Here is a 20,137-nt window from a genome sequence, read left to right on the forward strand (position 1 = left end):
CGTCAGCGCGCCAGGTCCGCGGGGAGGGTCCCGTCGATGCCCTCCAGGTCGGCATCGTGCAGATGGCAGGCGACCGAGCGCTCGGCCTCGCGGCCGCCCCGGTCCGCGAGCGCCGTCGGGCCCAGCACCGGGCGGACCTGCCGGCACACGTCCGTCACGTGGGCGCAGCGCGGTGCGAACGGGCACCCGGGCGGCATCTTCTGCATGTCCGGGGGCGACCCGGGGATGCCGGTCAGCTCGCGGCGCTCGCCGCGCAGCGGCGGGAACGAGTGCAGCAGCGCGGCGGAGTACGGGTGCCGGGGCCGCCGGTAGACGTCCTGGGCACCCGCGTCCTCGACGATGTCGCCGGCGTACATGATGGCGATGCGGTCGGCGATCTCGATGAGCAACGACACGTCGTGCGTGATGAAGACGACGGAGAACCCGAGGCGTTCGCGCAGGTCGGCGATCTCCTCGACGATCTGGCGCTGCATGACGACGTCGAGCGCGGTGGTCGGCTCGTCCATGATGAGCACCTGCGGGTCCAGCGCGAGCGCCATCGCGATCATCACGCGCTGACGCATGCCGCCGGAGAGCTGGTGCGGGAAGTCGCGCAGCCGGTCGGCGTTGATGCCGACCATCTCCAGCAGGGACGCGGCCTGGTCCCAGGCCTCCTTGCGCCGCATCCCGGGCCGGTGCGCCAGGATGCCGTCGGCGATCTGCCGCCCGATCCGGTACACGGGGTTCAGGGAGTTCATGGCGCCCTGGAACACGATCGCGGTGTCCTGCCAGCGCGAGGCCCGCAGCTCGGCGTCGCTCTGGCGCAGCACGTCGGTGCGCTGCCCGTCGCGGCCGGTGAAGTGGACGCTGCCGGAGGTGATCAGCCCGGGCGGGGGCAGCAGGCGGGTGGCGGCGTAGGCCAGGGTGGACTTGCCGCAGCCCGACTCCCCCGCCAGGCCGAGGACCTCGCCGCGGTGCAGCGTCAGGGAGACGTCCCGCAGCACGTGGGTCGCGTCGTCGGTGTACCCGTAGTCGACCGAGAGGTTCTCGATCTCGAGCACGGGTTCGCCGACCGTCCCGGTGGGGGCGGGCACGTCGAGGGTCGAGGCGGTCATGAGCGCTCCTTGCGGGTCGTGCGGGCCGTGGTGCCGACGTCGGGCCGGCCGTCCGGTGGCGTGCGCAGCACCGGGGTGAAGCCGATGCGGGGGCGGATCCGACGGCGGCGCAGCAGCCGGGCGTTCATGCCCGTGCTGCGCAGGCGGGGGTTGACGAACTCGTCGATGCCGAAGTTGACGAGGGTCAGCGCCATGCCGAGCAGGGCGATGCACAGACCGGCCGGGACGAACCACCACCAGGCGCCCCGCTGCAGCGCGAGGTTGTTCTGCGCCCAGAACAGGATGGTGCCCCAGTTCCAGTCGGACACGGGCGTGATGCCGATGAACGCCAGGGTCACCTGGGACATGACGGCGAAGGTCACCGTGCCGACGAACCCGGCGGCGATGATGGCCGTCAGGTTCGGCAGCACCTCGGCGAGCACGAGCCGCCAGGTGCGTTCGCCGTTGGCCCGCGCCGCCTCGACGAAGTCCCGCTTGCGCAGGGACAGCGTCTGGGCACGCATGACGCGGGCTCCCCACGCCCAGCCGGTGATGCCGATGACCAGGGCGACGGTGACGCCGCCGGCGGTGGGGAGCTGCCCGGCGATGATGATGATCAGGGGCAGCTGCGGGATGACGAGGAACACGTTCGACAGCGCCGAGAGGGTCTCGTCACCCATGCCGCCGATGAACCCGGCGGTCACGCCGACGATCACACCGAGCACCGTGGCCGACACCCCGGCGATCAGCCCGACGACGAGCACCCCGCGGGTGCCCACCACGATCTGGGAGAGGATGTCGCGGCCGGTGTGGTCGGTGCCGAGCCAGTGCGACCAGGACGGCGGCTGCAGCAGGTCCGCGGAGACCTGGTTCGGGTCGTACGGGGCGATCCACGGGCCGACGACGGCCAGGATCCCGAAGAACAGCAGGATGCCGAGACCGGTCAGCGCCTTGCCGTTGCGCAGGAACAGGAACCGCTTGGCCCGGCGGGGGTCGTCGACGTCGTGCTCGACGGCGCGCTCGGGCGCGGCCTGCTCCTCGGTGAACGTGGTGTCCTGGGCCATGGGTCACCCCTCCTGACGGGCGCGCGGGTCGAGCGCGGCGTAGACGAAGTCGGCGATGATGTTCGCCCCGAGCACGGCGAGCGTGATGACCAGGAAGCAGCCCTGCATCAGGGGGTAGTCCTGGGTGTTGACGGCCTGGAAGAGGGTGTACCCGATGCCCTGGTAGGAGAAGACCATCTCCATGATGAGGGTGCCGCCGACGACGAACCCGAGGGACAGGGCGAAGTTGGACACCTGCGGCAGGATCGCGTTGCGGGCGGCGTAGCCGACCATCACGCGGCGCTCCGGCAGCCCCTTGGCGTGCGCCACCGTCACGTAGTCCTCGGAGGACACGGTCACGAGCATGTTGCGCATGCCGAGGATCCAGCCGGCGATCGAGGACAGCACCACGGTCAGCGCGGGCAGGAACCCGTAGTAGATCACCGACCCGACGAACTCCCACGACCAGGTGGGCACCAGGCCGCGGTCGTAGCTGCCCGAGGACGGGAACCAGCCGAGCGTCACCGAGAACACGGTGATGGCGATCAGCCCGAGCCAGAAGTAGGGCACCGCCGAGAAGAACGTGGTGATCGGCAGCAGGGCGTCGGCCCAGGTCCCTCGCCGCCACCCGATCGCGACACCGATGCCGGTGCCGAGGGTGAAGGAGATGATCGTCGCCACCCCGACCAGGCCGATCGTCCACGGCAGGGCCTGCTGGACGATCTCGGACACGGGCGTCGGGAAGAACGTGAACGACAGGCCCAGGTCGCCGCGCAGCAGCAGCCCCCAGTAGTCGACGTACTGCTGCCAGACCGAGGCGCCGGTGTCGAGGCCGAACAGCACCCGGATGGACTCCTCGGCGTTGGAGTCGATCCGGCCCTGCATGCGCCCCATGAGGGCGGTCACCGGGTCGCCGGGCATCAGGCGCGGGATGAGGAAGTTGATGGTCACCGCCGCCCAGGCGGTGATGAGGTAGAAGATCGTGCGGCGGACGGCGAACCTCACGGGGTCCCTCCTTCGTCGGCACGGCGGCCGTAGGCGTCCAGGACGTCGCCGAGCCGCGGACGGTCTGCACGGTCGGAGTAGCCCCAGCACGCGACGCCGCGGCCGTCGGCGACGTCGATCAGCTCGGGCGTCTCGGTGCGGCACAGGTCGGTGGCGAACGGGCAGCGGGGGTTGAACCGGCACCCGGCCGGCGGGTCGACGAGGCTCGGGGCCTCGCCGCGAGCCCCGCGGGCCCGTGCCTCGAGGTCGTCCGGGTCGGGCGCCGAACGGATGAGCAGCTGGGTGTAGGGGTGCTTCGGGTCCTGCGTCACCGACTCGCTGTCCCCGGTCTCCACGACCCGCCCGGCGTACATCACGGCCGTGCGGTCGGCGAAGTAGCGCGCCGAGGCGATGTCGTGCGTGATGTAGAGGATGGCGATGTCGAGCCGGTCGCGCAGGTCCTGCAGCAGGTTGAGGATGCCGAGCCGGATCGAGACGTCGAGCATGGAGATCGGCTCGTCGGCGAGCAGCACCTCCGGGTCGGCGGCGAGCGCCCGCGCGATGGCGACGCGCTGCCGCTGGCCGCCGGAGAGCTCGTGCGGGAACTTGTCGATGTACCGCTCGGTGGGGCTGAGCCGCACCCGGTCGAGCAGGGTGCGCAGCGCGGCGTCGAGCTCGGCGCCGCGCAGGCCGCGGCCCTGGTGGATGCGCACGCTGCGCGACAGGGTGTACCGCACGGTGTGCACGGGGTTCAGGGAGCCGAAGGGGTCCTGGAAGATCATCTGGACGCGCCGGACGTACGCGCGGAAGCCGCGCCGGCGCCGGACGGTCGCGTCCGTGCCGTGCAGCTCGAGCGTCCCGGCCGTGCGCGGCATGAGCTGGGCCAGCAGGCGCGCGATCGTCGACTTGCCGGACCCGGACTCGCCGACCAGGGCGAGGACCTCGCCGCGGTGCAGCGTGAGGTCGACGCCGTCGACGGCGTGGACGACGGCGCCGCGGCGGCCGCGGACCGGGAAGTGCTTGGTCAGGCCGGTGACCTGGAGGACCGGCGTGCCGTCGTCGGCGGCCGGTACCGGACGGGGGGCGTCGGTGGCGGGGGTGCGCATGCGTTCACCTGGGGGGTCGGAGGGACGGCGCGACCGGCGGAGCTGCTCCGCCGGTCGCGCCGCGTGCTGCGTCAGTCCGCGGCCGGCTCGAGGTTGAGCAGGATCTGCAGCGCCTGCGACCCGGTCGGCTGCGGCTGGTTGTACGGGTCCTCCTCGGAGGGCCAGCCGGTGTAGTTGAGGCTGGAGTACTGCGCCGTGGCGGGTCGTGCCCAGATCGCGATGGCGGGCACGTCCTCGACGAAGTGCTGCTGGATCGTGGCCAGCGCCTCGGTGCGCTCGGCGTCGTCCGTGGTCGAGGCGTAGGTGGCCAGCGCCTCGGTGACCTCCTCGTCCTGGTAGCGGCCGAAGTTCCACGTCGCCGGCTCCCCGAGCGGTGCGTACTGGGCCCCGTCCATGATGTTGGAGTACAGGTCCCAGGGGGTGGCGCCGCCGTCGGTCCAGTGCAGCGTGGCGTCGAAGTTGCCCGGCGGGATGATGTCGGCGAACCAGCCGTCCGCGTTGGCGGGCTGGACGGTGGCCTCGGCGCCGAGCTCGGCCGCGGCGTTCTTGATGAGGTCGAGGGCCGTGAGGTAGTCGTTCCAGCCGGCCGGGTTGGTCAGCTCGAACGTGACGGGCTCGCCGTCGGGGTCGACGAGCGACTCGCCCACGCCCGTGTACCCCGCGTCGGTGAGGACCTGCTTGGCTCCCTCGACGTCCGCGGCGAGCTCCTCCCCGGCGAACGCGTCGGAGAGGAACTCGTCGCCGGCGGGCAGCGGCAGGCCGGTGACGCTGGTGATGGGCGGGTTGACGCCGGAGGTCGCGACGTCGGTGATCGACCGGCGGTCGAGCGCCATGTTGAGCGCCCGGCGGAAGGCGACGTCGTCGAACGGCTTCTCCTCGTTGTTGAGGAACAGGGCGTCGATGCCGAGCCCGGCGGCCGCGTACTGGTGGTAGTGCTCCGGGTCGGCGGCGATGTAGACGTTCTCGTAGTCCGCGATGAACGTCCAGCCCCACTGCGCCTCACCGGTGGTGAGCGCCGTGGTCAGGGCGTTGTTGTCGTTGTAGGACGAGTAGCGGATCTCCGGCACGGACAGGTCGCCGCCCCAGTAGTCGTCCCGCGCGACGACGGTCGCGGCCTGCGGCGTCCAGGACTCGAGCGTGTAGGGGCCCGTGCCGACCGGTTCGGTGTTCGTGAAGGTGGTGGGGTCCTCGACGCCGGCCCACAGGTGCTCGGGCACGATCAGCATGTCGGCGAGCTTCGCGGTGTTGACGTACTGCGGCGCCCCGAACGTCACGGTGACGGTGGTGCCGTCGGACTCGACGGACTCGATCGGCAGGGCGGAGGTGTTCAGCCCCTCGTGGTCCTGGCGGAGCTGGATCGAGAAGGCGACGTCCTCGGCGTCGAACGCCTCGCCGTCGGACCAGGTGACGCCCTCGCGCGGGGTGATGACGGCCTGGGTGTAGTCCTCGCTCCACTCGATGGAGTCGGCGAGCCAGGGCTGCGGGTCCTCGGCGGGCTTGGCGTCGTTGACCATCATCAGCGGCTCGTAGATGACGAACGCGTAGCCGAGCGACAGGGCTGCCGATCCGGTCGCGAACGGCGACTGGTTCTCCGTCTGGGTGCCGTTGGGCATCCCGACGGTGAGGACCTCGCCGGTGGCGGCGGCCTCGGTCTGCCCCTCGGTCGTGTCGGTGCTGGTGTCGGTGTCGCCACCGCCGCCGCACGCCGTCGCCAGCATCGCGACGACGGCGGCTCCGGCGAACGTGGCGGAGAGCTTGCGGATTCTCACGGTGTGCCTCCTTGCACGGGTACTCATGGGAGCGGTTCCTTCGGGTGGTGTCAACGCCCGGCGGGGGTGCCGGACGTGACGTGGACGGGGATCTCGTGGCGCAGGTCCTGCACGGACCGCCCGACGCGCAGGCGGTAGGTGCCGCCGGGGGTGGCCCAGCCGTCGGGGCCCCAGGACCGGAACGTCCGGGCGGGCACCTCGACGACGGCGACGGCGGTGGCGCCGGGTCCGGCGTCGACGACGGCGAACCCGGCGAGCCAGCGGACCGGACGGTCGGGGTCGACGTCGGTCGTCCCGGGCGGCGGCTCGACGTAGACCTGCACGACCTCGCGGCCGGGACGGGTGCCGGTGTTGCGCAGGCGCACGTGGACGCGCAGCCCGGGCTCGCCGTCGTCGGGGACGGCCGCGGGCGCGACCAGGGCCGCCTCCTCGTAGTCCCACGTGGTCCAGCCCAGACCGTGGCCGAACGGTGCCGCCGGTGCCGGGCCGGCGCTCTCGCCGGTGCCGTCGTGGGCGGCACGCCGGCGTTCCCAGGCCCGGTAGCCCACGTCGAGCTGCTCGGCGTAGTCGACGACGCCGTCGACGGGCACGGCGTGCGGCACGGGGACGTCCTCGCCGCGGGCCGGCAACGTCCAGGGCAGGCGCCCGGACGGTTCGGTGACGCCGGTGAGCACGTCGGCGAGCGCCGCGCCGGCCTCCTGCCCGGCGAGCCAGCCCCACAGCACGGTGGGCACCTGGTCGAGCCACGGCAGCAGCACGGGGGCGCCGGCGTTGACGACGACGACGGTGCGCGGGTTGGCGGCGACGACGCGGCGGACGAGCTCGTCCTGGTTGCCGGGCAGGGCCAGGTCGGTGCGGTCGAACCCCTCGGACTCGACCTCGTGCGTGGTGCCGACGACGACGACGGCGACGTCGGCGGCGCGTGCCGCCTGCTCGGCGGCGACGAGCTCGTCCTCGGCGGACGGGCCGGGTCGGCGGTGCACGAGCTGGGCGCGCACGAACCGGTCGTAGCCGACGGGGTGGACCACCTGCAGCTCGGCGACGAGCTCGGCCGTCGGCCCCTCGACGGCGGCGGTGACGGCGACGGGGTGGTTGTGCTGGGAGGCGAGGATGACGTCCTCGGTGGCGACGACGTCGCTCGCCGAGATCTCGGCGCCGTCGAGGACGACGCGGTGCACCCCCACGGTGCCGACGCCGATCTCGTGCCGGCCCGGTTCGGGTGTGGCGATCCGCGTGGTCAGGCGCACGGTGGCGTCGTCGGGGCCGAGGTCGGTGAGCCACCCGTCCCAGGCGGCCCGGGTCTCGCGACGCCGGACCGCACCGGCGGCGTCGAGCACCTCAATGCGCACGCCGGCGTCGCCCGGGGGGTCCGTGCACCGGGCCGGGTCGAGGGCGGGCGGGTTGCGCAGCGCGCGCGAACCGGCGACCGTCTCGACACGGGAGCCGTGGGGCAGGGCCGCGGCCAGCGCCTCGGCCGGGTAGGAGAGCCGGTCGGGCACGACGAACGAGGACCCGCCGCCCTGGAAGAAGGGGTCGACGGCCGCGGCACCGAGGAGGGCGACGCGCAGGGGCTCGCGGGTCTCGGCACCGGGCAGCGGCAGCAGGCCGGCGGTGTCCCGCAGGACGACGGCGGAGCGGGCGGCGAGCTCGCGCAGGAACGTCTCGCGCGCCTCCGGCACGGCGAACGGGCTGCCGACCGCCGGCGCGGCGGGGGTGGCGGCGTCGGCCGGGGTGGCGGCGTCGGTGCCGGGCAGCGCGAGGCGGCCGACGCGGTGGGCGAGCCGGAGCAGGCGGCGCACCTTGTCGTCGAGCTCGGTCTCCGTGACGTCACCGGCGGCGAGCGCGGCGGCGAGCCCGTCGCCCCAGGCGCCGTCGGGTCCGGGCATCTGCAGGTCGAGGCCGCCGCGCACGGCGGGTGCGACGGAGCGGGTGGCCACCCAGTCGGACACGACGAGCCCGTCGAACCCCCACTCGTCCTTGAGGACGCCGGTCAGCAGCGGCCGGTGCTCCAGGGCGGGCGCGGCGGTGGTGCCGTCGTCGACGCCGCTGTAGGCGCCCATCACGCTCCAGGCGCCGGCCTCGACCAGCCGCTCGAACGGGGCGAGGTAGAGCTCGCGCAGCGTGCGCGGGTCGACGCGGGCGAGGTAGCGGGTGCGGTCGGTCTCCGAGTCGTTGGCGACGTAGTGCTTGACGCACATGGCGACGCCGTCGTCCTGGGCGGCGGTGACGACGCCGACGGCGACCTGCGCGGTGAGGTGCGGGTCCTCGCTGTAGCACTCGAAGTGCCGGCCGCCGACGGGGGTGCGCTGCAGGTTGACCTGGGGGGCGAGCACCATGTGCACGCCGTGGCGGCGCGCCTCGGCGGCGAACAGCCGGCCGACCTGCCGTGCGACGTCGACGTCCCAGGTGGCGGCCAGCGCGGACGGTGCGGGCAGCATCGCCGAGGGGGCGTCGTCGTACGGCGAGCGGACCCCGACGGGTCCGTCGGACATGACGACGGACTCGAGCCCGATCCGCGGCACGGCCCGGGTGCGCCACATGTCGGCACCGACGACGAGCGAGCACTTCTCGGCGGGCGAGAGTCGGGCGAGGAGGTCGTCGAGGGCCTCCTCGACGGCGGTGCTCGCGGTAGCGGTCTGCAGTGACACGCGGTTCTCCTGTCTGGCGCGGCTGTGCGTCGGGTCACAGTAGATCACACTTACTGACTTGTCAGTAAGTAGCCCGGATCACAGTATGGTGACGACATGACGAACGCCCCGCACCCCGTCCGGGCCCGCCGAGTGCCCCGCGCCGAACGACGCGAGGAGATCGTCGCCGCCGCCGCCCGCGTCTTCGGCTCCAAGGGCTACCGCGCCGGATCCCTGGCCGAGGTCGCCGAGCAGGTCGGCATCACCCACGCCGGCGTCCTGCACCACTTCGGCAGCAAGGACAAGCTCCTGTGGGAGGTGCTCGACTACCGCGACCGCGTCGACGTCGAGCACCTCGAGGGCCAGCACATCCCGGGCGGCGCCGACCTCTTCCGCCACCTGGTCAGGACCGCGCGGCTCAACGCCGACCGGCGCGGCATCGTCCAGGCCTACACCGTCCTGACCGGCGAGGCGGTCACCGACGGCCACCCCGCCGCCGAACGGGCCCGGCGCCGGTTCGAGGTGCTGCGCGGCGACATCTCCGCCGCGATCCTCGCCATCGCCGCCGACCAGGACGTCGAGGTCACCCGCGCCGACGCGGACCAGGCCGCCAGCGCCGTCATCGGCGTCATGGACGGTCTGCAGACCCAGTGGCTGCTCGAGCCCGACGTCGTCGACCTGCCCGCGGCGACCCGGTCCGCCATCCTGGCGATCCTGGCCACCGTGCTCGGCGGCCCCGACCACCTGCCCGGAGATCTCTGAGGACACTCCGACCATGACCGACGTCCCCGCCCTGCTCGCCGACACCGCCCGCCGCTGGGGCCGACGTCGTGCCGGGATCGCGCTCGGGTACCTCGCGCCGGACGGCGCCGTCACCACCCACGGCGTCGGGCACCGGAGCCTGCTCGACGGCCCGGCCCCCGACGCCCGCACCCGCTTCGAGATCGGGTCGATCACCAAGACGTTCACGGCCCTGGCGCTCGCGCGAGCCGTCGTCGCGGGAGAGCTCCGGCTCGACACCCCCGTCGGCGAGCTCGTCCCGGAGGTCGCCGGCCTGGGCCGCGACGGCACGCCGGTCACCCTGGAGCATCTCGCCACCCACACCTCGGGACTGCCCCGCGTCCACATCTCCGGGACGGTCGGCACCCTCGAGATGCTGCGCGGCATCGACCCGTACCGGAACGACACCGAGCAGGTGCTGCTGACCCGCATCGCCGCCGGCCGCCTGAAGCGCACCCCCGGCACCGGCCGGCCCGCCTACTCCAACAGCGGGTTCGGGCTGCTCGGCATCGCCCTGGCCCGCCACGCCGGCACCACCTGGGCCGAGCTGGTCCGGTCCCGGGTGACGGCACCGCTCGGGCTGGGCGACACCGGCACCCGCGCCGGGGCGACGCCCGAGCAGGCCGCACGCACCGCCGTCGGACACTTCCGCCGACGCAGCGAGGCACCCGCGTGGAACCTCGACGCCCTGCCCGGCGCCGGCGCCCTGCTGTCCACCGTCACCGACCAGCTCGCCTGGGCGCGGGCGCACCTCGACCCGCCCGACCAGCTCGGTGCCGCGGTCCGCCTGGCGCTCGCCCAGCACGCCCCGCACGTCGGGCTCGCATGGCAGCGCACGTTCACCGACGGCGAGCGCCCGCGCGGCGACCGCATGATCTGGCACTCCGGCGGCACCGGCGGGTACCGGTCCGTGCTGTGCCTGCGGCCCGACGTCGGGGACGCCGTCGTCGTGCTGACGAACCACGGCCGCGGCGTCGCCCTCGCCGGGATGCGGGTGCTCGCGAAGATCCGCTGACGTGCGGCGCGGCGTTGCGCAGGACGCCCCGCGGCGCCGGTGCCACACTCGTGGTTCGTGGCATCGTCACCCTCCGATCCGCCCCGCGGGCCGCAGCGGTCCGGGCACAACCCGGCGGCCCGCCCCCGGCGCCCCGCCCAGGTCGTGGCCTCCGGGTTCCTCGTCGCGATCGCCACCGGCACCGCGCTGCTGCTGCTGCCGGTCTCGACCACCGGGCAGCGAGCGTCGTTCGTCGAGGCGCTGTTCACCGCGACGTCGGCGGCGTGCGTCACCGGGCTCGTCGTGGTGGACACCGCCACCTTCTGGAGCCCGTTCGGCCAGGCCGTGATCCTCGCGCTCATCCAGATCGGCGGGTTCGGCGTCATGACCGTCGCCTCCCTGCTCGGCCTGGTCCTGACCCGGCGGCTGGGCCTGCGCTCCCGGCTCGTCGCCGCCGAGTCGACGCACACGGTCGGCCTCGGCGACGTCCGCCGCGTCCTGCTCGGGGCGCTGGTGTTCACCGTCGTCGCCGAACTCCTCCTCGCCGTCGTGCTCACCGCCCGGTTCGTGGTGGGCTACGGCGCGACCCTCGGGGAGGCGGCCTGGTCCGGCGCCTTCCACAGCCTGTCCGCGTTCAACAACGCCGGCTTCTCCCTCTACCCGGACTCCCTGATGCGGTTCGTCACCGACCCGTGGGTGTGCCTGCCGATCTGCGCCGCCGTCGTCGTGGGCGGCATCGGCTTCCCCGTGCTGCTCGAGCTGACCAAGCTGGCCCGGCAGAAGCGCCTGGCCGGCCACCGGCCCGCGCTGCTCGTGTGGGCCCGGTGGAGCGTCCACGCCCGGCTGACCCTCATCACCACCGGGGTGCTCCTCGTGGTCGGCACCCTGGTGTTCCTCACCGTCGAGTGGGCCAACCCGCGCACCTTCGGCCCGCTCGACGTGCCCGGCAAGATGCTCGCGGCGTTCACCCAGTCCGTCATGCCCCGCACCGCCGGCTTCAACTCGGTGGACACCTCCGCGCTCAACCACGGCACGTGGTTCTTCACCGACGTCCTGATGTTCATCGGGGGCGGCACGGCAGGGACGGCGGGCGGCATCAAGGTCGGCACGTTCGCCCTGCTGGCGTTCATCATCTGGTCCGAGCTGCGCGGCGACGCGGACGTGACCGTGTTCGACCGTCGGGTCCGCGTGGGCAGCCTGCGCAGCGCCCTGACCGTCGCGCTGCTGGCCATCGCCCTGGTGGCCGCCGCGACCTTCGCGATCGCCGTCTCCACCTCCCCCGACCGCCTCCCCCTCGACCGGGTCCTGTTCGAGGTGGTGTCGGCCTTCACCACGACCGGGCTGTCGACGGGGATCACCACGAGCCTGGAGCCCTGGCACCAGTGCCTGCTCGCCGCCCTGATGTTCCTCGGGCGGCTCGGCCCGATCACCCTGGCGACCGGCCTGGCGCTGCGCAGCCGCCAACGCGTCTACCGGCGGCCCGAGACCGCCGTCCTGGTGGGCTGAGGCGACCGACGCCGGTGCGCGGCTCCGTGGCGGTGCGGCAGAACGGCGGCGACGGCGTCAGCGGCCGAACACCTGCGTCCACCACGGACCGCCGGCGTCGTGGACCACCCCGAGCCCGTGGCGGGTGTGCCCGCACGCGAGGATGTTGGCGCGGTGCCCGGAGCTGTCCATCCAGGCCGCCACCACGGCCTCGGCGTCCGGCTGCCCGCGCGCCACGTTCTCGGCGGCCAGCCCGGAGATCCCGGCGTCGGCCGCCCGGTCCCACGGGGTGCGCCCGTCCGACCCGGTGTGGTCGAGACGACCGTGCTCGGCCATGTCGACGGAGTGCTCTCCCGCCAGGGCGTCGAGCTGCGGGTCGGCGGTGAGGGGACCGCACCCCGCGGCCTCGCGCTCGGCGTTGACCAGGGCCAGCACGGCCTGCGCGTCCGAGGCGTCGGCCGTGCCGGTGGCGTCCGCGGGGGTGTCGGAGGTGTCGGAGGTGTCGGAGGTGTCCGTGGTCGAGGCGTCCGCCGTACTGTCCGCACCCTCGGACGCCGCGTCGTCCTCGGCGTCGGCAGCGTCGTCGCCGTCGTCATCGTCAGCGTCGTCAGCGGGGCCTGCCTCGCCCTCGCGCCCGGCGTCGCCCGGCGGGGACTCGTCGCCCGCGCCGTCGCGCCCGGGCCGGGGCGTCGCGGTCTCGCGCTGCGGCCGTCCGCCCGGCGCAGCCTGCTGGGCGCCGTCGTCCCAGGCGAGCGCGACCTCCTGGGACGGCGATGCTGCCGCGGCCTCGTCCGACGTCCCTGACGGCGGGGCGGAGGCGACGCGCACGAGGTCCGGCGCCAGGACCGCCACCAGGAGGAACAGCGCCAGTCCGACGAGGAACGCGCCCAGCAGCAGGCCGAGCTGGCGCAGCCCTGAGGTGAACCGTCGGTCCGTCACGCCCGGCACGCTACCGAGCCCGTGGCCACGGCGCGCGGTCACGCAGCGCGGCCGCGGCACGCGACCGCAGCGGGATGCCGTGCCGGCAGGCGTCCTACGAGGCGAGGCCCTCGCGGTTCGCCAGGTGCTTCTCGTAGGCGGGTGTGCGGTGCACGGCCTCGGCGTGGGCGTCCAGGGCGGCCCGGCGTACCAGCTCGCCGTCGAACCGGTCGGCGGCGTCGCGGCGCCAGCCGACGTACTGCGTCCACGCCAGCGGCCGGTCCTCGAGGGCGACCGGCTGCACCCCGGGTGCGTCGAGGAGCAGCGGCTGGACGAGTCCGACGGCGTGCCCACCCCGGACCTGCTCGATGGCGGCGGCCCGCTCGGTCTCGCTGACCTCCCGCGGGGTGAACCCGGACCGGACGCACGCGGCGACGAAGCACCGTTCGAAGCAGCCCTCGCCCGGCGCCGACAGCCAGTACTCGCCCGCGAGCTCGCCGAGCGGGATCTCGTCCCGCTCCGCGAGCGGGTGCTCCTCGGAGAGCAGCACGAACACGGGGTCGGTGAACAGCTCGGTCCACACGACGTCGCCGTCGGTGGGCAGCACCTCGTTCTCGCACGCTCCCACCAGCGCCAGGTCGAGGGCGCCGCTGGCCAGCCGCCGGGCGGCCTCGTCGGCCGACCAGGCCGTGAACGACGTGAGCGCCACCCCGGTCAGCTCGGCGCGGAGCCGGTTGAGGAAGATGCCGCCCAGCACCGTGGCGACGGTGCCGACCCGCAGGGAGGAGACGACGTCGGAGCGTCCGCTGACGTGACGGCGCACGTCCTCGCCGAACGCGTCCATCGCCGGCAGGATCACGCGGGCGTGCCGGAGCACCAGGTCACCGAGCGGGGTGGGGCGCGCGCCGCGGCGGTCCCGGACGAACACGGGCCCGCCGAGCGCCTCCTCGATACGGTTGAGCTGGGCGGTCAGGGCCGGTTGCGCCATGCCGAGCGACGACGCCGCCCGGGTCACGCTGCCCTGGGCGGCGACCGTCGAGACGAGGCGGAGGTGCCGGAGGTCGATCTCCATACCGCCATGGTATCGGTGTCATCACCCTCGTGGGATGGGGGTCCGCGGCCGGGCGTCCGCAGCGTGGACCGACATGCGCCCGAAACAGTGTCCCGGGACCAATGGTGCCGTACGACGACGGAAGGAGTCACCATGGGCGAACGTGTCACGTTCCCGAGCAGCACCGGCCCCACCCTGGCCGGCATCATCGACGAGCCGGAGGGCGACGTCCGGGGGTGGGCGGTGTTCGTGCACGGGTTCACCCTCGGCAAGGACTCCCCCGCGGCCGCCCGCATCAGCAAGCAGCTCGCCGCAGAGGGTGTCGGGGTGCTGCGCTTCGACAACCTCGGCCTGGGCGACTCCGAGGGCGACTGGGGCGACGGGTCCTTCACCGTCAAGGTCGCCGACGTCGTGCAGGCCGCCCGGTTCATGGCCGACCGCGGCACTCCGGCCGAGCTGCTCATGGGGCACTCGTGGGGCGGCGCGGCCGCGATCGCCGCGGCCCCCGAGCTCGAGTCGGTGCGCGCCGTGGCCACGGCGTGCGCGCCGTTCGACCCGAGCCACGCCGAGCACCACTACGACGACCTGGTCGACGAGGTCCTGGCCGAGGGCAACGCCGTCTGGCAGGTGGGCGGCAAGCGGCTCAACCTCAAGCGCGGGATGGTCGAGGACGTGCGGGCCGCGGACCTCGAGCACCGCATCGCCGACCTCGGCAAGCCGCTGCTGATCCTGCACTCCCCCACCGACAGCACCGTCGGCATCGAGAACGCCAGCAAGATCTTCGCCGCGGCCCGGCACCCGCGCAGCTTCGTCGCCCTGGAAGGTTCCGACCACCTGCTGACCCGGCCCGGTCAGGCGCAGCGCGCCGGACGCATCATCAGCGCGTGGGCGGACCAGTACCTGCAGCAGGACTGAGCCCGCGCCGGGTCAGGCGGGGGCGAGGAACCCGTCGCGCACCAGGCCGCGCACGGCGGGCAGCAGCTCGGCGGCCAGGTCGTCCGCCCCGACGTCGAGCAGCGCGGCGAGCGCCCCCACGATCTGCGCCACGGTGAGCTCGCCGTCGCAGACGCCGACGAACGCCGCCAGCCCGGTGGAGGCCTGGATGCCGCGGCCCAGGCCGTCGCCCTGACGCACGATCACGACGTTCGGGTCGGCGGCCCCCGGAGTGAGGTACCGCTCCTCGGTGACGTCGCCGGCGACGACGAGCCGCTCGGTCGAGAGCACGGCGTCGTCGCGGGCGGCGAGCCACTCGTGGGCGGCCAGCGAGGCCGCCAGGTGCGCACCCAACGGCTGGCGCAGGGTGCCGTGGTGCTCCTCGAGGCGCCGCAGCCGCCCGTCCGGGGTGCCGCCGTCGGACGGGCGCCGCAGCGTGACGAGCCCGAAGCCGACGGCCTCGACGTCGCGCGCCGCGAAGTCGTCGAGCCAGGCGCCGTAGGCGGCCTCCCAGGCGTCCGGCTCACGCTCCGGGGTCGTGCCGCCGTCGCGGATCCACGTCTCGGCGTACTCGGCGGGGTCCAGCAGCTCGCGCTCGATCACCCAGCCGTCCAGACCCGAGGCGTCCAGCCAGGCGCCGACGCGGTCGGTCCACGGCTCGCCGCGCCGGTGCTCCCAGTTGACGAGCATCTGCGCGACGCCGCCGGGTGCCAGGACCTGCCCGACGCCGGTGATCAGGTCGCGCACCAGGTCGTCGGCCGCGCGTCCGCCGTCGCGGTACTCGAACTCGCCCAGCGCCGAGGCCACCGCGGCACCCGCCGCCCCGCTGCGGGGCGTGATGACGAACGGCGGGTTGGACACGACCAGGTCGAAGCGTTCGTCCGCGACCGGCTCCAGCATGGAGCCCTCGCGCAGCTCGACGTCCGCCGCGGCGGCGTTGAGCGCCACGTTGAAGCGGGCGAAGTCCAGGGCGCGGTGGGAGATGTCGGTGCCGACGACGGCGTCCGCGTGGCGGGCGGCGTGCAGGGCCTGGATGCCGCACCCCGTGCCGAGGTCCAGGACGCGGCCGACCCGGTCGCGCACGGTGACCTGCGCCAGCGTCGTCGACGCGCCGCCCGCGCCGAGCACGTGGTCGGCGGCGAGCCGTCGGCTCGTGGCCAGCTCGCCGAGGTCGCTGGCGAGCCACCACTGCACCGGGCCGCCGGCGTCGGTCGCGGCGTACGGGCGCAGGTCGACGACGGCGCGGACCGGGTCGCCGTCGTCGTGCCCGGCGCTGCGCACCAGGCCGAGCGCCTCGGCCCCGGCCGTCCTCACGCCCGGCAGCGCGGTGTCCACGGCGGCACGGGACTGCTGTGCGCCGAGCACGAAGAGCGCGGCCAGCGTGGCGCGCGGGTCGCCGGACCGGGCCGTGAGGACCCGGCGCGCCGGCACGGTCTGCTCGCGCCGCAGCGCCGCCGAGGCGAGGTCGCCGAGCAGGTCCTCGACGCCGTCGACCGTGTAGTCCGACGCCGTCAGGGCCGCACGCAGCGCGGCGGTGTCCCCGGCCGGCGACGGCGGGGAGGTCAGCCCCGGCATCCCGCGGCCAGGTACTCGGTGACCTGGTTGTGCGCGGCGGCGGCGCGCGCCGTGTCCGACTCGGAGAACGTCAGGGTCAGCACGGAGGCGACCTCGTCGGCGTCGTCGGTGTCGACGTCGGCCAGCGCGCCGACCGCCGTGCCGAGGTAGTCGCCCATCCCGTCCCAGCCGGGCACGTCCTCGGGGGCCTCCGCCGCCGTGAAGACCCGCTGCGCCTCGCGGAACCCGGCGACCAGCACGCGCGGGTGCTCCTCGTCGATACCGGCGAGGGACCGGTTCGTCTCGGCCCACACCTCCTGCAGCTCCAGGCACTCCTCGCTGACGTCCGGCGAGGGTGCGGGTCCGTCGCCGTCACCGGGGTTCATGGCGAGGTCGGAGTCGATGGAGATGGCGGGTTGCGGCTCCGGAGCGGCCTCCGTGGCGCCGTCGTCCGAGCTGCAGGCGCCGAGGACCGCCACTCCGGTGAGCGCGGCCAGGCCGGCGATCGCTCGGCGGGCGCGCAGACGGGGGGTCAGCATCCCACCATGGTGACCCAACCGGGCGGGGTCGCGGAAATCGTGACATGGGTTCGTGAGGGGCCTCACGCCGCGCCCCGAACCGGGCCGACGGCGGGTTCAGGACCCGCAGTCGTCGGCCAGATAGGCGGTGACCTGCTCGGACGCCGTGGTCATCGCCGCGGTGTCGAGGGTCGCGAGCGCTTCCGCCGCAGCCGCCTCCACCTGGCCGTCCTCGGCCTCCGCCGTCGCCTCCGCCATAGTGGACACGTAGTCGGACACGGTGGCCCACTCGGTGGCGACGGCGTCCGGCGGGGTCACCGCGGCCAGGGCCTCGCGGGCGGTGCCGAACCCCTTGCGCAGGCTGGCCGGCGACTCGACGTCCATCTGCACCTGTGCCGCCGCGGCACGCGACCACGCCACCTGCGCCGGCGCGCACACCTCGGGTGCGGCGACCACGGCCGTCGCGTCCGTGGCGACCGGTTCGGCCGGGCCGGTGACCGCGTCCAGGGCGGCCGCGACCCCGACGCCCGCCACGAGCGACAGGCCGGTCGCGCCCAGCAGGGTGGAGCGGCGCGAGAACAGGCCGGAGGTCCGACGACGGCGCACGGTGCCCGCGACGGAGCGGGCCGAACGCATCGCCCCGGCAGCTCCTGACGCCCCGCGCCGCATGGCGTCCCGGCCTGCGCGCGTGCGGTCGGCGATACTGCGGGCGTCGCCGTCACGCGCGGCCGGCGCGCTCGTCCCCCGCGCGACGGCGGGCCGGCGCGTGCCGCGCGCGAACGGGTTGCGGGTGGTCGGTGCCTCGTCGCGGAAGGTGCCCGCGACCGGCGCCGACCCGTCGAGGACGGCGTCGAGCGACGGCGCCTCGGTGGGGACGGGAGTCTGCGCCCACGGCGGCAGCCCCTCGCCCGGGGCCGGGACATCCGGCGCATCCGCTGCGTGCTCCGGCGCGTCCGCGGCGTCGTCCGCCTCCGGTGGCGCCGCCCACGGGAACCCGCCCTGGCCAGCCCACGGACCGCCGTCGGACACGGACGACGGGGCGTCGCGACGTGCAGCGGTGGGGCCCATGGACGCGAAGGTTACCGGGCGGCGCGCCGGATGTGTCCAGATCGTTGTGTTCGTGACCTTGACGTGAGTTGTGATTGACCGTCACATTGTGCGGGTGAGTTCGACGACGACGGGCATGTGGGTAGCACCGGAGAAGGATCCCCGCACCACGGGGATCGACCCGGTGGGCGAGAAGGAGACCCTCTGGGAGTACCTGTGCCGGTACCGCATGACCCTGGTCATGAAGTGCGAGGGCCTCGACGCCGAACAGCTCGCCCACCGCAGCGTGCCGCCGTCGACCCTCTCCCTGCTGGGCCTCGTGCGGCACCTCGCCAACTCGGAGCACCACTGGTTCGCCCGCGTCATCGACGGCTCCTCGGCACCGGGCCCGTTCGAGCGGCCCGGCGTCGACGACGTCGACTTCGACGACGCGATCGGCACCGACGACTGCGTGGCCAGCGCCTGGCGGTCCTGGCACGCGGCCGTCGACTCCGCCGACGACATCATGGCGTCCGAGGAGCTGGACCGCGAGATCCCCTTCGAGGGCGGCACCGTCGAGGTGCGCGACGTCGTCATCCACCTCGTCGAGGAGTACGCCCGGCACATGGGCCACGCCGACCTGCTCCGCGAATGCCTGGACGGGCGCACCGGGCTCTGACCCTGCCGCCGGGACGAGGTCAGAAGGACTCGGCGAACCAGGCGATCTGCACCAGCGCCATCGCGACGACGGCGACCTGCGACGGTTCGCGCCGGCGCCGCGCCAGCAGCACCGCCTCGCCGACGACCGTGCCGACGAGCAGGGTTGCCGTCGCCACGCTGAGCCAGAGGCGCGCCGGGTCGCCGGCGGACGCCTGCACGTTCGCCAGCCACTCGCCGACGAACATCCACACGAAGCCGCACTGGACGAGAACGGCGAGGCCGGCGCTCGCCACCTGCTGAGCCCGCGGCGACGACGTGCCCGGCCGGTCTGCCGTCGACGCCGTCAGCTCGGCCTGCGGGGGCTGCTCTGCCATCTGTCCTGCTCCACGAGTCGGGTGCTCGGGCCACCGTAGGCAAGGACCCGAGAATCTGGAAGATCTTCGCTACCAGAGCCACCGACACTTTAGGTCCCTCCGAGGGCTGCCTAGGACGCCGCCACGATCTCGGCACTCTCGGCCTTGATCCGGAGTTCCTGGCCGGGGCAGATCGGTCCGGAGAGGTCGAAACTGTGGCCGCTCTCGTACGTCACGACGATCGGACCGTCGAAGCACTCGTCAACTCCGAGGAGGACCACGCCGCCGCCTCCCGGGACTTCCTCGGGTCCGTCGCCCCCATACTCGACCGTGACGATTCCAGCGGAATCGTTGATCAGTCCCACATCTCCTGCGTTCGAGCACGCAGCGAGCGCCAGCGCTGCAACCGTGAGTCCAACCGACCCGGATGCCCGCAAGCTGGCACGCGCTGACCAAATGTGGAGTGTTCTGAGCTTTGATGGTCTCAGGTGCGGACATACAGGGAATCTACTGGCGTCACGGCGATTTCTGGGGGACGCCTGCTGTCTCTCCACTGGCCTGCCTCAGGAACTGCGCTACCCGACGACGACCGCTCCCACCTTCACCCATCTCTGTCGCTCCCTCGCCCTAGGGTGGCGTCCGCTCGAGTCCTGGCGATCAGAGAGGCACCACCGACGATGCTCATCGCGCGGCCGTTCACCTCGGCAGCCATCAAGCTCCATCCGTTCGACTGCGGCGAACCGGAGCTCAACGAATGGCTCGCCCGCTACGCCGGCCAGAGCGAGAAGAAGGACAACGTCCGCACCACTTTGCTGCTCGACGAGGAAGCCCAGCGCGTCGCCGGCTACTTCTCCATGCGCACCTTCGAACTGTCAGCGGCCCACGGCGAGTCAGCGATGGGACGCAGGCGTCGCTACCCGGTGCCGGCGATGCTCCTTGCGCGGCTCGCTGTCGACAACGACTACAAGGGTCAGGGCGTCGGCAAGCTGCTCCTCGTCGACGCCCTCCAGCGGCTGCTGGCAGCGGCCGACAACGTCGGCTTCGAGATCGTCGTCGTGCACGCGCTCCACGAGGACGCCGCCTGCTTCTACCTCAAGCACGGCTTTCGCCGGTTCCTCGACCACGAGCTCAGCCTCTTCCTCACGACGAAGGAACTGCGCGCGACGTTCGCGTCAACAGAACCAGGTTGAGGCGTACGCACCACATGCGTACAGTGGACGTACATCACGGACTTGAGGAGTCACCATGCCTACCGCAAACGCG

Annotated in this window: 19 protein-coding genes; 6 read left to right on the plus strand and 13 right to left on the minus strand. The window is 73.6% G+C overall.

The genetic code is table 11. The features are described 5' to 3' along the window. Window positions 1-2: 2 nt before the first annotated feature. From HDG68_RS11000 to HDG68_RS11025, 6 genes are all read right to left on the minus strand, one after another. Window positions 3-1,094, minus strand: a complete 1,092-nt coding sequence (locus HDG68_RS11000; RefSeq protein ID WP_172152038.1) for an ABC transporter ATP-binding protein — start codon at window positions 1,092-1,094, stop codon at window positions 3-5. Beyond that, a complete protein-coding gene (locus HDG68_RS11005) occupies window positions 1,091-2,137 on the minus strand; it encodes an ABC transporter permease (RefSeq protein WP_172152040.1) in 1,047 nt (348 codons plus the stop codon). Before HDG68_RS11005 ends, HDG68_RS11000 begins: the two co-directional genes overlap by 4 nt. A 3-nt stretch (window positions 2,138-2,140) precedes the next feature. Next, window positions 2,141-3,121, minus strand: coding sequence for an ABC transporter permease subunit (locus HDG68_RS11010; RefSeq protein WP_172152042.1), 981 nt, complete (start codon window positions 3,119-3,121; stop codon window positions 2,141-2,143). Next, window positions 3,118-4,206, minus strand: a complete 1,089-nt coding sequence (locus HDG68_RS11015) for an ABC transporter ATP-binding protein (RefSeq protein ID WP_172152044.1) — start codon at window positions 4,204-4,206, stop codon at window positions 3,118-3,120. The genes HDG68_RS11010 and HDG68_RS11015 overlap by 4 nt, the downstream gene beginning before the upstream one ends. A gap of 71 nt (window positions 4,207-4,277) precedes the next feature. Continuing rightward, a complete protein-coding gene (locus HDG68_RS11020; RefSeq protein ID WP_172152046.1) occupies window positions 4,278-5,975 on the minus strand; it encodes an ABC transporter substrate-binding protein in 1,698 nt (565 codons plus the stop codon). A 50-nt stretch (window positions 5,976-6,025) separates the two neighbouring features. Continuing rightward, complete coding sequence (locus HDG68_RS11025) at window positions 6,026-8,623, minus strand: beta-d-glucosidase (RefSeq protein WP_343037542.1); 2,598 nt, start codon at window positions 8,621-8,623, stop codon at window positions 6,026-6,028. Between the two features lie 96 nt (window positions 8,624-8,719). Between HDG68_RS11025 and HDG68_RS11030 the strand changes: the two genes are divergently transcribed. From HDG68_RS11030 to HDG68_RS11040, 3 genes are read left to right on the plus strand one after another with little or no spacing between them, the layout of a single operon-like run. Next, on the plus strand, window positions 8,720-9,364 hold the full coding sequence (locus tag HDG68_RS11030; RefSeq protein ID WP_172152048.1) for a TetR/AcrR family transcriptional regulator: 645 nt from the start codon (window positions 8,720-8,722) through the stop codon (window positions 9,362-9,364). A gap of 13 nt (window positions 9,365-9,377) precedes the next feature. After that, window positions 9,378-10,397: a serine hydrolase domain-containing protein gene (locus HDG68_RS11035; protein ID WP_172152050.1), complete on the plus strand. Its 1,020-nt coding sequence runs from the start codon at window positions 9,378-9,380 to the stop codon at window positions 10,395-10,397. A 57-nt stretch (window positions 10,398-10,454) separates the two neighbouring features. Next, the gene (locus HDG68_RS11040; RefSeq protein WP_172152052.1) at window positions 10,455-11,882 is read left to right on the plus strand and encodes a potassium transporter TrkG; all 1,428 of its coding nucleotides are present in this window, start codon (window positions 10,455-10,457) and stop codon (window positions 11,880-11,882) included. Between the two features lie 57 nt (window positions 11,883-11,939). Here HDG68_RS11040 and HDG68_RS17565 read toward each other — a convergent pair whose 3' ends face one another. Together HDG68_RS17565 and HDG68_RS11050 are read right to left on the minus strand one after the other, a co-directional pair. Continuing rightward, window positions 11,940-12,800: a CAP domain-containing protein gene (locus HDG68_RS17565; protein ID WP_216648326.1), complete on the minus strand. Its 861-nt coding sequence runs from the start codon at window positions 12,798-12,800 to the stop codon at window positions 11,940-11,942. Between the two features lie 94 nt (window positions 12,801-12,894). Then, window positions 12,895-13,851, minus strand: a complete 957-nt coding sequence (locus tag HDG68_RS11050; RefSeq protein WP_172152056.1) for a LysR family transcriptional regulator — start codon at window positions 13,849-13,851, stop codon at window positions 12,895-12,897. Between the two features lie 132 nt (window positions 13,852-13,983). On the opposite strand from HDG68_RS11050, the gene HDG68_RS11055 reads away from it, so the two are divergent. Continuing rightward, a complete protein-coding gene (locus HDG68_RS11055) occupies window positions 13,984-14,745 on the plus strand; it encodes an alpha/beta hydrolase family protein (protein WP_172152058.1) in 762 nt (253 codons plus the stop codon). A gap of 12 nt (window positions 14,746-14,757) precedes the next feature. Here HDG68_RS11055 and HDG68_RS11060 read toward each other — a convergent pair whose 3' ends face one another. The 3 genes from HDG68_RS11060 to HDG68_RS11070 all read right to left on the minus strand — a co-directional run bounded on the left by HDG68_RS11060 (window position 14,758) and on the right by HDG68_RS11070 (window position 17,903). Continuing rightward, window positions 14,758-16,338: a DUF7059 domain-containing protein gene (locus HDG68_RS11060; protein ID WP_172152060.1), complete on the minus strand. Its 1,581-nt coding sequence runs from the start codon at window positions 16,336-16,338 to the stop codon at window positions 14,758-14,760. Further along, window positions 16,326-16,856, minus strand: a complete 531-nt coding sequence (locus tag HDG68_RS11065) for a hypothetical protein (protein ID WP_172152062.1) — start codon at window positions 16,854-16,856, stop codon at window positions 16,326-16,328. The genes HDG68_RS11060 and HDG68_RS11065 overlap by 13 nt, the downstream gene beginning before the upstream one ends. Before the next feature lie 96 nt (window positions 16,857-16,952). Then, window positions 16,953-17,903, minus strand: a complete 951-nt coding sequence (locus HDG68_RS11070) for a hypothetical protein (protein ID WP_172152064.1) — start codon at window positions 17,901-17,903, stop codon at window positions 16,953-16,955. Between the two features lie 115 nt (window positions 17,904-18,018). Here HDG68_RS11070 and HDG68_RS11075 point away from each other — a divergent pair, with 115 nt between their 5' ends. Next, entirely contained in the window at window positions 18,019-18,540 is a 522-nt protein-coding gene (locus HDG68_RS11075; protein ID WP_172152224.1) for a DinB family protein, read from the plus strand. A 19-nt stretch (window positions 18,541-18,559) separates the two neighbouring features. On the opposite strand, the gene HDG68_RS11080 is transcribed toward HDG68_RS11075, so the two are convergent. Both HDG68_RS11080 and HDG68_RS11085 read right to left on the minus strand, forming a co-directional pair. Continuing rightward, window positions 18,560-18,895 (minus strand): hypothetical protein, encoded by a 336-nt coding sequence (locus tag HDG68_RS11080; protein WP_172152066.1) that lies wholly within the window; start codon window positions 18,893-18,895, stop codon window positions 18,560-18,562. A gap of 110 nt (window positions 18,896-19,005) precedes the next feature. Beyond that, entirely contained in the window at window positions 19,006-19,239 is a 234-nt protein-coding gene (locus HDG68_RS11085) for a hypothetical protein (RefSeq protein ID WP_172152068.1), read from the minus strand. 312 nt (window positions 19,240-19,551) lie between these two features. Between HDG68_RS11085 and HDG68_RS11090 the strand changes: the two genes are divergently transcribed. Next, on the plus strand, window positions 19,552-20,064 hold the full coding sequence (locus tag HDG68_RS11090; RefSeq protein ID WP_172152070.1) for a GNAT family N-acetyltransferase: 513 nt from the start codon (window positions 19,552-19,554) through the stop codon (window positions 20,062-20,064). The last annotated feature ends 73 nt before the right edge of the window (window positions 20,065-20,137 follow it).

Source organism: Isoptericola chiayiensis (assembly GCF_013149805.1).
Lineage (GTDB): Bacteria > Actinomycetota > Actinomycetes > Actinomycetales > Cellulomonadaceae > Isoptericola > Isoptericola chiayiensis.